Origin of the sequence: Shewanella marina JCM 15074, from assembly GCF_000614975.1 — a bacterium.
Lineage (GTDB): Bacteria > Pseudomonadota > Gammaproteobacteria > Enterobacterales > Shewanellaceae > Shewanella > Shewanella marina.
Window position 1 is genome coordinate 53329 of the sequence record NZ_BALM01000017.1, and the last position, 12998, is coordinate 66326.

Genomic DNA, 12998 nt, shown 5'->3' on the forward strand with positions numbered 1-12998 from the left:
TTAGTTTCCACGTGTTAATAAGTTGCCAAATTCACGATTAATGGTGCTCATGACACTTATCACTTTTTGTGCATATTTAGGGTCGGTTGCATAGCCCGCTTGTTGAAGCCCGTTGATAAAGCTTCAGGTTTAGCCGCCATTTGCAACGCCTCCTGATAACGACCGTTTTGCTTTAGGAAGCCAACAAAATCATTAAAACTTTGCTCAAAACTGTCGTAAACACGGAAATCTGCTCTCTGTTTTACCGCAATCCCTTGTTCAAATTCTAAGGTGTTAACCGCCGCTTTATGTCCTTGCCAACGGTTATCCGCTTTAATATTAAATAAATTGAAACTTTGCTCGCCATTGTATTGGCGCACCATTTTTTGTCCCCAGCCCGTTTCTAACGCTGCCTGTGCTAATAACACTTCTGGAGTGGTACCTAATTTATCTGCTGCCGCTTTTGCCATTGGATAAAGACGCGTAACAAAATCTTCTCTATTAACAAATTCAGCCTGCTTAATCTCTTGTATTGCTGCTTGTTGTGGCTTAACTTTACCGCTGATGATTTGCTCCACCACGGATTCAACTTGCTGCGCTTGATGATTTAAACTGCTGCTATCAATTTGACCTTGCTGCATTCTCATCACCGATGCGGGCGTCATATCACTGGTTTCTGGCGATAATTGTTGCACCATTAAATCGGCCAACCCCAGCATTCCTTTAGAAGATAAATCCAATGACATCTGCTGATCGTGCATTTGCTCATAAAATTTGGTGTATTCGGTATTCATTGGGCTATCAGACTCAAATACGGCGTTAGCATCACGCATACTTTTCATCAGCATTTGCACAAAAATACCTTCAAATTGCTGCGCCACCTCTTTTAATGCCGCTTTGTCATCCTGTTGAGCATTAGCACGCAATTTATCTAAGCTATTTAAATCAAAAAATTGAGATGTATTCACTTGGCTCAGCTTATCCATGCTTTACCACCTTTAAATGATGATCAGTTCGCCGTGCAGCGCACCGGCAACTTTTAGGGCTTCTAAAATAGCCAATACGTCTGAGGGACCCGCTCCCACTAGATTCACCGCTCGAACTAGCTCATCAAGAGTCGTACCTGGGTTAAACAGAAACATGCGATTATCTTCTTGCTCAACATCAATGGTGCTATTAGAGGTCACCACAGTTTCACCATCAGAAAATGGATTCGGTTGTGAAACTTGTGTTGCCTCAGCAATAGTGACCGTTAAACCACCATGAGTCACTGCCGCAGGCATCAACTTGACTCCTTGCCCGACGACAATCGTGCCAGTACGTGAATTGACGATAATTTTTGCGGCTTGCTCCGCAGGGGTGAGTTCGATATTTTCAAGAGTGGCTAAATAAGCGACTCGTTGTGATGCTTCTCTTGGCGCAATAACCTGCACAGATGTACCATCAAGTGCACGGGCAATATTAGGGCCTAATAAATCATTGATAGCATCCGCCATTCTTTTCGCAGTCGAAAAATCAGAACGTCGTAAATTGAGGGTTAAGTGATCACCATTAGAAAAAGGACTCGCCACACTGCGCTCGACAATGGCGCCATTAGGGATACGGCCGACGGTTGGGGTATTTTGAATCACCTTGGAGCCATCTAAGCCTTCAGCACTAAAACCACTGACCACAAGACTGCCTTGGGCAATCGCATAAATTTCGCCATCCACCCCTTTTAGGAAAGTTTGCAATAACATGCCACCGCGTAGGCTTTTAGCTTCACCTAAACTGGACACACTCACATCTAAGGTTTGGCCCGGCTTGATAAAAGCAGGCATAGTGGCATTAACCGCGACCACTGCAACGTTTTTGATTTTAGGCTTCACATTAGCAGGCAGATTAATACCAAAGTTTTTGAGCATAGTTTTAAAGGTTTGCTCAGTATAACTGGCTTTTTCACCCGTTCCCGGCAAACCGACGACCAAACCATAACCCATTAATTGGTTATCTCGTACCCCTTGCACATTGGCAATATCTTTAATGCGCTGGGTAAGATCTTGTGCCATTACGCCACTGCTACACAGGGCAACTAACAGCACTGCGATGTGTTTATATATTTTCATAGGCTCTCCTAGAAAGGCCACCAATCGCTAAAGAAAAATTGATTGAGCCAACCGACTTTTTGCGAATCAGCAAAAGAGCCTGTACCGCTATATTGAATACGAGCGTTAGCAACTCGTTGCGATTCTATGGTGTTATCAGGACCAATATCTTGCGAACGTACCAGTCCAGTAATACGAACAAACTCTTCGCCATTATTGAGTGTGATCCACTTTTCACCACGGATCACCAAATTACCATTACTGAGCACTTGCATTACGTTGGCAGAAATACTGCCTGATAAACTATTGCTTTGATCGGCGCCAGCTTCACGCTTAGTGTTAATACTATCTTTGTAGCGCAGATCAATGGGGTTACCACCAATGGTAATATTGCCGCCACCCGCATAAATAGGATCTAAAGACATATCAGATCCTTTCTTAATTTCATTATTGGCGCTTTTACTGGCAGATGTGGATTCTCTTAAGACCACCGTGATAATGTCACCAACTTTATGCGCACGCATATCTGAATATAGCGATGACACTTGGTTATCCATATAAATGGACCCCGTTGGCGCAATCTTAGTCGGTGGCGTATCAGGATAAACAGGCGCATAAAACGGATCATCCGCTATCGGCTTATGCTGCACAGTACTGCAACCCGCTAATAAAACACTGCCTAATAAAAGCCACCACTTAGCCATAACCATCACCTATAATTGCTGATTAACGTAAGACAACATTTGGTCAACCGCAGAAATCACTTTTGAGTTCATTTCATAAATACGCTGACTTTCAATTAAGTTAACCAACTCTTCGGTTACGTTCACATTTGAAGTTTCAAGTGCGCCTTGTCTGACGGCTCCCATGCCATCTAACGAAGCGGTACCTTGAATTGGGGTACCACTGGCACCGGTTTCAATATATAAGTTCTGACCTTTAGGCTGTAATCCAGACGGATTAATAAAATCAGACATGGTCAATTGTCCTACCACCTGACTTTCAGCAGTGCCGGGGCTCTTAACTGAAACCTCACCTTCAGCAGATACTGTAATACTGGTCGCATCATCAGGAATCGTGATCCCCGGCATCACCAAGTAACCTGAACCCGAGGTAACCATTTGCCCTGAATCATCAAGCGTGAATTGGCCATTACGGGTGTAAGCTGCAGTACCATCAGGCATTTGAATTTCAAAGAACCCAGGTCCTTCAATCATCATATCTAACGAATTATCAGTGGTGAGCATATTGCCTTGAGTAAACAACTTCTGTGTTGCAACGACCTTGGTACCCGCGCCAATATCTAAACCATTAGGTAATTTGGTATTAGCAGCACTGACACCACCGGCTTGATTGACACTTTGATAAAGTAAATCTTCAAAAACAGCACGACTCTTTTTAAAACCAACAGTACTGGCATTGGCTACGTTATTTGAAATAACTGAAATATCTGTTTGTTGGGCATCTAAACCTGTCTTGCTTATCCATAATGCAGGTTGCATATCATCTACTCCTAACTAATGCGCATAAGAGCATCGGATGCTCTATCTGTTTCTTCTGCGGTTTTCATCATCTTGACTTGCATTTCAAACTGACGCTGTAAGTCGATTAAGCCGACCATCTCACCTACGGCACTGACATTACTGCCTTCAAGCGCACCGCTTTGTACTTGTACAAAGGGATCTATTGCCGCTTTTTCGCCAGTCATCAATCGAAATAGACCATCTTGGCCTTTCATCATCTGATTATCACCGGGATTCACTAACTTGATTTGTGCCACTTCTTCAACGATATCGGCTGTCGCGCCCTGAGGACGCACGCTAATAATGCCATCTTGCGAAATTTGCACTTTATCAATCGGCAATGGCAATACAATCGGACCACCATCGCCCATAATCGGATTACCTTTGTCATTTAATAGCAAACCGGTTTGGTCAAAATGCATCGCGCCAGAACGACTATAGGCCTCTTGCCCATCAGCGCCCTGTACGGCAATCCAGCTTTATCTTTGATGGCAATATCAAGATCACGACCGGTGGTTTGAATAGCACCAGATTGAAAATTTGCGGTAGGATTCTCGGCCATTGAAAATACCCGAGTCGGCAAGCCATCACCAAAAGCTTGCATTGAACGCGCCTGTGCTAAATCGGCTTTAAAGCCTGTAGTATTAGCATTGGCTATGTTGTTGGCCTTTATCGCCAAAGCATTCATGCTCTGCTTGGCACCCGTCATGGACACATAAAGTAATTTATCCACCATTTGCTCCATCAAATTGGCTGAATCGGTAAACTAGCAATAAATAAGCAATGTTTATGCCAAATAAATTAACAATCTTTTGACACATGCCTAGCGACATAGCAGCGATGCCAATGTCCGTTGCCCTCCCTAAAACGGAAAAGAGTTGCCGCAGCGGCAACTCTTTTAGAAAGATGAAACAACAAATAATACCAACTTGATTAAGAAGGTAATCATTCAGCGGAAGTTCAAGGTGCTGTAGACAAGACGAACATTTGAACAGAATAGTTATTCTATTTTGAAAATGTTCAACGCAGTATACGGCGCCTTGAAACCCGCACGAAGTGAGCTTTTCAGACCTTTCCATTTCGATGTTGCATTGATTTGAAAGGGAATAGCCATTACTACATCAATGCGCCTAGAACTGAAAAGGCTGACAAGCTCTGAATAGATCACATCTTTAATCAAATTGGTATAAGATTAACGAATTTGCAATACGGTTTGCTGCAGCGTGTTGTTAATTTCAAGTGCACGCGAGTTGGCTTGGAAGTTACGCTGCGCTGAAATCAGGTCAACTAACTCAGTCGTCAAATCCACGTTTGATTGCTCTAAAGCAGAAGAACGAATAGAACCAAAAGTACCACTGCCCGGCTCACCCGCTAATGCAGGACCTGAACCCAAGCTTTCACGCCATGAAGTATTGCCCACTTGCGTTAACCCTTGCTCATTGGCAAAGGTGACTAGTGCGACACGTGCTAATGGCTCTGTTGTACCATTACTGTAACTGGCATTAATCAAACCATCAGCGCCAATTTCAACGCCTGTAAGTCGACCCACCGTAGTACCGTCTTGCGTCAATTCACTCACTTCAAATGGAGAGGCATACTGAGTTGGGTTATTAAAACTCAGTGTTAATGTTTGGGTACCGTCTGCGCCAGGACCTAATACGTTTGCCCCGCCCACACCAAGATTAACGGTTTTAATTTCTTCAGGGGAACTGCCAACATATGCACCAACGTCATTAAAGGTTAATACTGAACCTTTCCAACCATCAGCGTTAGCGGCTTGACCTTTACCGTCTGCCGTACCATCACCGTCAGTATCCGTATTATATTCAGATACTGCGCCATCAACATCGACAGGTTTACCATCGACGGCATAGAACGCAACCCAATTACTCTCGCCAGTATGAGCAGCATTTTCAGGTCTAACATAATAAGTCGTCACAATATGAGGTTCACCCAGTGAATCATAAATAGTCACAGAGGTTGAGTTATTAAATGTTTCAGGTTTTTCAGGATCAAAATTAGCCGGATCAAGCGTTTTGTCTGCAGCATTCAAGTTCATTTGCATACCGACATTTTCAGTCATAAACGGGCTACCTGCGGTATCAGGGATCTGTACAGGTTTGGTGGTGGTTAAACTGACCGAAGTTGAATTACCATCTTTATCAACAGGGAAGGTTTGTAAAAAATTGCCCATTGAATCGGTTAAATAATTATCCGAGTTAACCTTAAAAGCGCCGGCACGGGTATAGTTATAATCTTTACTGTCACCGCCTGGTGATGTTACAAAGAAACCACCGCCATTAATCGCCATATCAAGCGAGTTATTCGTAAACTGCATACTACCTTGATGAAATTGCTGCGCCACTTGCGTAGTCGTTGCACCACCACCTACCGCGGTTTTACCGTTCGCAAAAATTGAGTTGGCATACACATCGGCAAATTCAGCACGAGACTCTTTAAAACCAACGGTATTCACGTTCGCAATGTTGTTTGCAGTTGTATTTAGATCTTTCTGAGCTGCTGAAATTCCACTCAGCGCAATATTAAACGACATAACTCACCTCTATTCGTATCCCTGAAGGAAGGTTAGATTTTTAAAAATTTACACAAACTTTTTAGTTGATTCACTTTCAGCAACCGCTAACACGTCAGTTAACTTAATACTGCCCAAACCATCTAAATTCAAAATTGCACCGGTTGTTGCTGAGCCTAATGACACTGATGTTACGTGAGCATAAGTCGATACTGCTAACTCTTGTGACTCACCATCTACGCGGCCTGTTGCTTTAAAGCTATAGTTGCCCGCTTCAACGGGCTTGCCGTCTTTATCAAGACCATCCCATGCCACATCGACGTTACCGCCTTTACTGCCATCAACCTTGAAGGTATCAATTAATTGACCATTCTCATCTTCCACGCGAATAGTAATCTCATCAATTTCAGACGGGGTACTCACTACGCCTTTAAAACCACCGCCATCTTCACCCACATGGCCTGTATCTGATGGGATCAATACCTGTTGGCCGACTAGAGCCGATGCCTGTAGTGCTTGGCTTGAGGTCATTACCGCATTTAAATTAACGATTTGATCATTCAGCTTAGAGATACCATCTACCGTTGAAAACGATGCCATTTGCGCAATCATAGTGTCGTTATCAACTGGTTTGAACGGATCTTGCATTGATAACTGCTGACTCAATAATGCAAAAAAGTCCTCTTGAGATAACTCTTTATTCGCCCCTGAATCTTCTGCGGCATTTAACGGATTTACGCTGTCGGCATTCGCGGGTGCTGGTGTTACCTTGTTCATTTGGCCTAAGCTAGATTGACCTAAACCAACATTATTTTGACCTAACTGATTAATTAAGCTCATACATCACCTCGAAATTAAGACTTACCGATACGTAAAGTTTGCTGCAACATCGATTTAGCAGCATCGGCAACTTGTACGTTCATTTGGTATGAACGTGAAGCTGAAATCATATTAGCCATCTCTTCCATCACATTAACGTTGGGCTTATAAATAAAGCCCTCTTTATCTGCCATTGGATGATCGGGCATATACTCTTTCAACATAGGTTTGTCACTTTCAACAATCCCTTTAATCTGCACTCCAGTACCCACCTGACCTTGATTAGCCTTGGCCATTTCAGCGGCAAATACAGGTTGTCTGGCGCGATAGGTTTCCCCTGCACTGCTAGCAACTGAGTTAGCATTCGCAAGGTTACTGGCGGTGGTATTTAAACGCACTGACTGCGCGGACATACCTGATGCAGATACATTAAAAATATTAAATAAGCTCATGATTATTGCCCCTTAAGCGCACGTTTTAGGCCAGAAAACTTACTGTCTAAAAAGCCGAGCGACATTTGGTACTCCAGCGCATTTTGCATAAATGCATTTTTCTCTTGCTGCACATCGACCGTATTGCCATCGCCTGTATCAGGCTGATTAGGGACACGATAACCCACATGCTGCTGCGTAAGCGCTTGTAAATTAAAATGCTGATTGCTGGTATTAACCATGGCTAAACCATTTTGACGTGACTTAGCGGCTTTTAACGCGTTAGAAAAATCCATATCTTGCGCTTTAAAATGCGGGGTGTCGGCATTCGCTATATTGCTTGAAATCAACTCAGCACGTTGCGCACGTATGCCCACGGTAAATTGATGTACTCCTAATGCCTTATCAAAATTAATCGCCATTTAATTGCCTCCTGCGATAGCGTACTCTTCACAAAGCAATTGGTGTGCCAAAAAAACAACTCTTCATAAACATGAGATAAAACCTAATAACAACAATGAGTAATAACACCTATAAGACTTTATATAGGCTATAACCAAACGCGACTTTGCTACATTAATACGGCATAACTTTGCCGCCGTTGCCGCATCATCGCCATAACATTCTCAGTCAATGGTACGAACATTAAACAACTCTATGCGACTTAATAATTATTAGGCATAAATATTGCTTAACTCAGCATGAGCTTAATATGAGATAAATTTTGCTAAAAATAATTAATAAAAAAATAAATGTTATTTACAATCAGTCAGTTAAAGAATAAAGAACAAATGCGACAGTCAAACTTCTGACGTTAATGCAAGGATGCTAACCAATCAATATGAGTTATTGCCATGTTCTATTCAGCTTAATGCTGCTTATTGCCAGCCCGTTAGTCGGAGCACAAGACGCCAGCCAATTGACCGCAGCGCAGGTTGAAAAGATGGCCTATGAGGCCGTGGCCGCAAAAATGGCATCGATAAGCGATGCCAAAATTGTTATCGAGCCACAAACATTAGACAGCCGCATTCAATTACCGCGCTGTCTTGATAATGTCAAAGCAGAATTAGCCAGCAATAGAGCCATTAATCGAACTAACACCGTCAGGATCAGTTGCAATAGTCCTGATTTAGATTACCTGTGGCAGATGTTTTTATCTGTGCGCGTGCAAATCACCTATCCCGTTGTCGTCACCAACCAAACCTTGGCACCGGGCGAATTGATTAATAGCAGCAATATAAAATTGCAATATCTTGATCAACACAGTTTACGTGGCAAGCAATTTACCGAGATAGCAAACCTAGATGGTGTAAGGGTTAAACGCCGCGTCGCCCAAGGGCATCCGATATTTGCTGACAACGTCTGCTTTATCTGTAAAGGCGATAGTGTCTCTATTTATGCCATTTCAGATAATTTCCAAATTAAAACCCAAGGCGAAGCATTGGCTGATGGCAATATTGGGGATCGTATTAAGGTCAGAAATAGCAAAACCAATAAACAGATTAATGCGTATGTCGAAAAAATTGGGATAGTGAGTATTCGCATGTAATTTTTACTAAAGGCAATTTACATCTTGCCGATAACAAAGCAAGATTTATAAAAATGCTGGGGATACCAATGCCAATAAATATCAATAATCAAGTTAACAATGCGCTCAATAACTACGGTAAAGCGGCAGCAAATAAAGTTAACGATAACAACCTTGCCGCCAACAATAGTGCAAAAAGTGATTCCGTCACCTTTACCTCACAGGCGCAGCAATTGAATAATGTACAAGCAAAAATGCTAGCAACTCCAGAGGTTGATTTAGCAAAAGTAGCGCAGATTAAACAAGCCATTAGCGAAGGTCGCTATAGCGTAAATCCAGAAAAATTGGCACAAAGTATCAGCCAGTTTGAACAACAACTGCAACCTAATACTGAAGAGTAATCATGACAGACATCGGCCTTTTGATAGAGCAACAACTGATTATTTTACAACAACTTGAACTGGTTATTTCGAAAGAATCGTCAGCGCTCGAATATCAAAAGCCAGATCTGTTGATGGCAATCGCAAAAGAGAAAGCCACATTGCTTACAAGTCTTAACGATAATGACAACATTATCAGTAAGCATCCTCAGCAAGGACGCCTTGTGGTTGAAGATGAATTAGCACTCAAAGTTGAGCAAGCTAAACAGCAATTACGCCATTGCCAACAATTGAATCGCAGCAATGCCAGCTTAATGGAAATGCAACATGCTAGCGTCAATCGTCTAGCACAAGCGATGCAAGCTTGCCGCAATAGTCACAGTATGACCTATGATGATAAAGGCCAAACCTCCACCATAGCGTCACTTGGCAGTAATATAAAAGCCTAATGATATTGTACGACTCTCCAATCCAGCGGCTTAGTTAAGTCGCTTTTTTTTGCCTAAAAAACGACTTTTAACATATAAGCCCATAAAAAAACCTAGCAATGCTAGGTTTTAACTTAATAAGCGATTTGAACGCCCTTAAAAGTATTGTACTTGACGCATCTGTTGCTGCTGGGCACTTTGTTGATATAAGCGCCATACCTGCTCAAAATCGAGTTCAAGCTCAGTCACATAAAAATCATCTACTGGGTAGGTTTTGACGACCTTGGCACCACGAATAATCCCTTTTACCGAAGTGCGAATTTGTTCATCTTTAACAAGCCAATCATCCACCGTGGTATTGGCCGAAACTTGCTGACCATAAACTTGTTCAGCAAGCTCACGATACGCCGCAATCTTAGAAGCTTGCATCGCCATCAACACCTTTTGTGCATGACTGCGAGCAGGTTGTTCCTTTAACGGCGCATAACCTGTTGCGGTTAGTTTAGGTAGCTGCTGCGGGGCTTGCAACATAATCACTTCAGGTTCATTGCTCGCACAACCGCCAAAAAGAGCACTCGCCGCAACGACCATTGCTACAGGTAATAATCTCATGATTTACCTCCAAGAAAAGTCACCGCTTGCTGGGCATTATCAACCCCTCGGCTTAATTTACCTTGATTGATTGTGACCTGCTCGGTTGTCTTTATATAATTAGGCAATTGCGCAGCAGCAATATGGGTTTGTGATGCTGCTAATATACGATTAGTGCGTTTATCTAAAATACGGCTATTAACCAGTACACTATCGGCCGATGGGCTAAGCGTCGTCACCATCACATATTGCACGAGCATCTCTTGCGATAACCGTTGCCAATCACGGCTGAGCATGAAATCCCCCTCTTTCGACACCTGCATCGCCACCGCCAAGCTAGCATCAACCACATTGTGGCCTTGTTGCTTAAAATGCGACATTAATGATTGCTGCAGACTCAAGCCTAAATGGTTAGTGTCTTCTAGGTTAGCGACCAGTACAGGAGTGGTGACGAGAATATTGCCATCAGTTTGATGCGGTGGTAACTGCTGAGTTAACTGACGCACTAAATAAGCAGACAAATACTCAATATTTGCCGCCTGAGGCTGAATATTGCCGCTAGTTGGCATATTCCCCATATAAGTACTATCTGGACTATGCATACAGCCCGCCATCAGCAATGCCAACGGTACTATCGCGAGTTTAAACATGTAAATTCCTTTTCCCATACACTCATATCTAGTATCGGCAGTGTCAAAAAAATCTTGATCAACCTCAATCACTAAAAACAAGCACGACTAATGCCAACTTTGCGTTAGGCATAAAATTTGCTTACAAACGATTAACAATAATACGCCACAGGTAAGTGTCAGAATTATGTCGACAACAAGGATATCAGCAGCGAATAAGCGCCTTAGCAAGCCAACACAGTTTTACCGCCAAGGATTAGCGGCATTATTGCTCGGCCTACTTGCCCCCGTTTTCAGCGCACAAGCCACTTGGGTTGAAAGCCAAGGTCAAGCCACTATTATCGATGGTGATAAAGAACAAGCGCGGCAACAAGCCATCAGTCAAGCATTAAGCTATACCCTATTAACCAACGGCGTCAGTTTTAATGGCGAGCAAACCGTCAGCTCAGGCAAACTGACACAAAATGATATCAGCATACAGCATCAATTTAGCCCACAGCGCATTGAACTCATCAAAGAGTCCATCAGCAATGATGTATTGCATGTTCAGCTCAAGGTAAAGCTTACAGATAGCGCTCATGAACAATGCAACACAGGTACAATTACCAATGCCATTTTGTTGCCTAAAGCCAGTATTAGTCACCCAGAGCAACTGCGTCATGGACAACTTACCGACTTAGGTAAAAATATCAGTATTCAATTGGGTCAACTTATTGACCAACATGCTAAAACCAGTTTTAGCCAAGTGGATGCTAATGAACGCTATGATCTCAGCAAAGAGTTAATTGATGTACGCGGCTATCGCTTACCAAGCTGGTTAACTGATCTAACCGAAAGCCAATACCTGCTTAACGCAGATATCATTGATATTTCGACTGCAAAACAGGAGAGCTTTTTAGGCTTAATAGACTTTGATCCAATGCGCCAATTTGCCATCAAGCTGACCCTCTACCATGGCATCAGTGGTGAACGTATTTGGAGTGATAGCTTCCGCACTGAAGCGGAATGGGAGTTTGACCGCGCCGCGCATGTGAATACGAATGATCAACGCTTTTGGCAGTCACAATACGGCCATGCGATTAAGCAAGTCTTATTAGACGGTATTCAGAGCATGGATCAACAATTAGCCTGCCGTCCGGTATTAGGGCAGATTATTGGTCGTCAAGACAACCGCATCCTATTAAACCTAGGTCGTGATAACCAAGTTAAAGTGGGTGATGAGTTTCAGGTACTGTTACAGCAAAATATACCTGACCGCTTAAATGACTTAAGGCCACTAGTTGAGAAGATCAAAGCCACCATTAAAATAGATCAAGTCACACAAACCACGGCCACAGCAGAATTAAAAAGCAGAGATGCGATAAAAAACGTACAAATCAACGACATTGCGCTCAAGATTTAAGCACTTAAATTTTAAGGCTTTTAATACCAGTTAAAACTTGTATAATCAGCTTTGTGTCTCCCTATAGCTCAACAGGATAGAGCAGTCGCCTCCTAAGCGATCGATCGGGGTTCGAGTCCCTGTGGGGAGACCATGCTCACGCATTTTTATTTACATTTCAATAATGTTACCAATATAGCAGCAGTTTTATCCGCCTATGTGCCGCTACACAACGTTCAAGCTAATTTCAATGGTCACCTTCATTAAATAATATTTACATTTTAACAACACAAGTATGGTTCTAAGCAAAATTTTTACATTTCCACTTTTCATTTTTACCTGCAATGCAGCGTTGTATGACTTTGTATGGCCCAATTTATCTGAGAAATTTCCCTTAGATGAATTAGCAGAGTTCAAGCCTGATCACTTCAAACTGTTCAATACAAGACTAACAAGAATCAGCAATTTCCTAATAAGTATGATAAGACTTCACTCCTTCTATGAGCATTATGTTTCAACCACAGCTAACTTTATAAAACACACAGAATATTCAAGTCGACCACTACAGAAGCAGTTCTCAAAAATGTACGCGAATCTAAATATAGATAAACGAATTTGCTATAGATCACTTCCTGCATGCTAAAAACGAAGTAATATCAAGAGAAGATAAAGAGCAAATTAAACATACACTT

Annotated in this window: 14 protein-coding genes, 1 tRNA gene and 2 pseudogenes; 5 read left to right on the plus strand and 12 right to left on the minus strand. The window is 42.5% G+C overall.

The features are described 5' to 3' along the window. The 10 genes and pseudogenes from JCM15074_RS25780 to flgB all read right to left on the minus strand — a co-directional run. A pseudogene (locus JCM15074_RS25780) lies at positions 1–84 on the minus strand (hypothetical protein); the annotation flags it as partial. Continuing rightward, positions 60–965, minus strand: a complete 906-nt coding sequence (flgJ, locus tag JCM15074_RS22205) for a flagellar assembly peptidoglycan hydrolase FlgJ (RefSeq protein ID WP_506344839.1) — start codon at positions 963–965, stop codon at positions 60–62. The gene flgJ and the pseudogene JCM15074_RS25780, both read right to left, overlap by 25 nt. Positions 966–977: 12 nt before the next feature. After that, a complete protein-coding gene (locus JCM15074_RS13425) occupies positions 978–2027 on the minus strand; it encodes a flagellar basal body P-ring protein FlgI (protein ID WP_234400234.1) in 1050 nt (349 codons plus the stop codon). Positions 2028–2092: 65 nt separating this feature from the next. Continuing rightward, the gene (gene flgH, locus JCM15074_RS13430; protein ID WP_025821659.1) at positions 2093–2767 is read right to left on the minus strand and encodes a flagellar basal body L-ring protein FlgH; all 675 of its coding nucleotides are present in this window, start codon (positions 2765–2767) and stop codon (positions 2093–2095) included. Positions 2768–2776: 9 nt separating this feature from the next. Further along, entirely contained in the window at positions 2777–3565 is a 789-nt protein-coding gene (flgG, locus tag JCM15074_RS13435) for a flagellar basal-body rod protein FlgG (RefSeq protein WP_025821660.1), read from the minus strand. Positions 3566–3576: 11 nt separating this feature from the next. Further along, a pseudogene (gene flgF / locus JCM15074_RS22210) lies at positions 3577–4319 on the minus strand (flagellar basal-body rod protein FlgF). 459 nt (positions 4320–4778) lie between these two features. Continuing rightward, entirely contained in the window at positions 4779–6140 is a 1362-nt protein-coding gene (gene flgE, locus JCM15074_RS13450; RefSeq protein ID WP_025821662.1) for a flagellar hook protein FlgE, read from the minus strand. Between the two features lie 48 nt (positions 6141–6188). Beyond that, entirely contained in the window at positions 6189–6959 is a 771-nt protein-coding gene (gene flgD, locus JCM15074_RS13455) for a flagellar hook assembly protein FlgD (protein ID WP_025821663.1), read from the minus strand. 14 nt (positions 6960–6973) lie between these two features. Continuing rightward, positions 6974–7390, minus strand: coding sequence for a flagellar basal body rod protein FlgC (gene flgC, locus JCM15074_RS13460; RefSeq protein ID WP_025821664.1), 417 nt, complete (start codon positions 7388–7390; stop codon positions 6974–6976). 2 nt (positions 7391–7392) lie between these two features. Continuing rightward, positions 7393–7791, minus strand: a complete 399-nt coding sequence (gene flgB, locus JCM15074_RS13465; protein WP_025821665.1) for a flagellar basal body rod protein FlgB — start codon at positions 7789–7791, stop codon at positions 7393–7395. A 419-nt stretch (positions 7792–8210) separates the two neighbouring features. On the opposite strand from flgB, the gene flgA reads away from it, so the two are divergent. The 3 genes from flgA to JCM15074_RS13480 all read left to right on the plus strand — a co-directional run bounded on the left by flgA (position 8211) and on the right by JCM15074_RS13480 (position 9726). Further along, on the plus strand, positions 8211–8918 hold the full coding sequence (gene flgA, locus JCM15074_RS13470; RefSeq protein ID WP_025821666.1) for a flagellar basal body P-ring formation chaperone FlgA: 708 nt from the start codon (positions 8211–8213) through the stop codon (positions 8916–8918). A 68-nt stretch (positions 8919–8986) separates the two neighbouring features. Beyond that, complete coding sequence (gene flgM / locus JCM15074_RS13475; RefSeq protein ID WP_025821667.1) at positions 8987–9298, plus strand: flagellar biosynthesis anti-sigma factor FlgM; 312 nt, start codon at positions 8987–8989, stop codon at positions 9296–9298. A gap of 2 nt (positions 9299–9300) precedes the next feature. After that, positions 9301–9726, plus strand: coding sequence for a flagella synthesis protein FlgN (locus JCM15074_RS13480; protein ID WP_025821668.1), 426 nt, complete (start codon positions 9301–9303; stop codon positions 9724–9726). A 135-nt stretch (positions 9727–9861) separates the two neighbouring features. Here the strand turns inward: JCM15074_RS13480 and JCM15074_RS13485 are convergent, their stop codons facing one another. Further along, positions 9862–10320 carry an LPP20 family lipoprotein gene (locus JCM15074_RS13485; protein ID WP_025821669.1) on the minus strand — a complete coding sequence of 153 codons (459 nt, stop codon included), beginning with the start codon at positions 10318–10320 and terminating at the stop codon, positions 9862–9864. Next, positions 10314–10946 carry a FlgO family outer membrane protein gene (locus JCM15074_RS13490; RefSeq protein ID WP_025821670.1) on the minus strand — a complete coding sequence of 211 codons (633 nt, stop codon included), beginning with the start codon at positions 10944–10946 and terminating at the stop codon, positions 10314–10316. The genes JCM15074_RS13485 and JCM15074_RS13490 overlap by 7 nt, the downstream gene beginning before the upstream one ends. A gap of 166 nt (positions 10947–11112) precedes the next feature. On the opposite strand from JCM15074_RS13490, the gene JCM15074_RS13495 reads away from it, so the two are divergent. Together JCM15074_RS13495 and JCM15074_RS13500 are read left to right on the plus strand one after the other, a co-directional pair. Next, positions 11113–12327 (plus strand): flagellar assembly protein T N-terminal domain-containing protein, encoded by a 1215-nt coding sequence (locus JCM15074_RS13495; protein ID WP_025821671.1) that lies wholly within the window; start codon positions 11113–11115, stop codon positions 12325–12327. Positions 12328–12384: 57 nt separating this feature from the next. Then, a tRNA-Arg gene (locus JCM15074_RS13500) sits at positions 12385–12460 on the plus strand. Positions 12461–12998 lie beyond the last annotated feature (538 nt).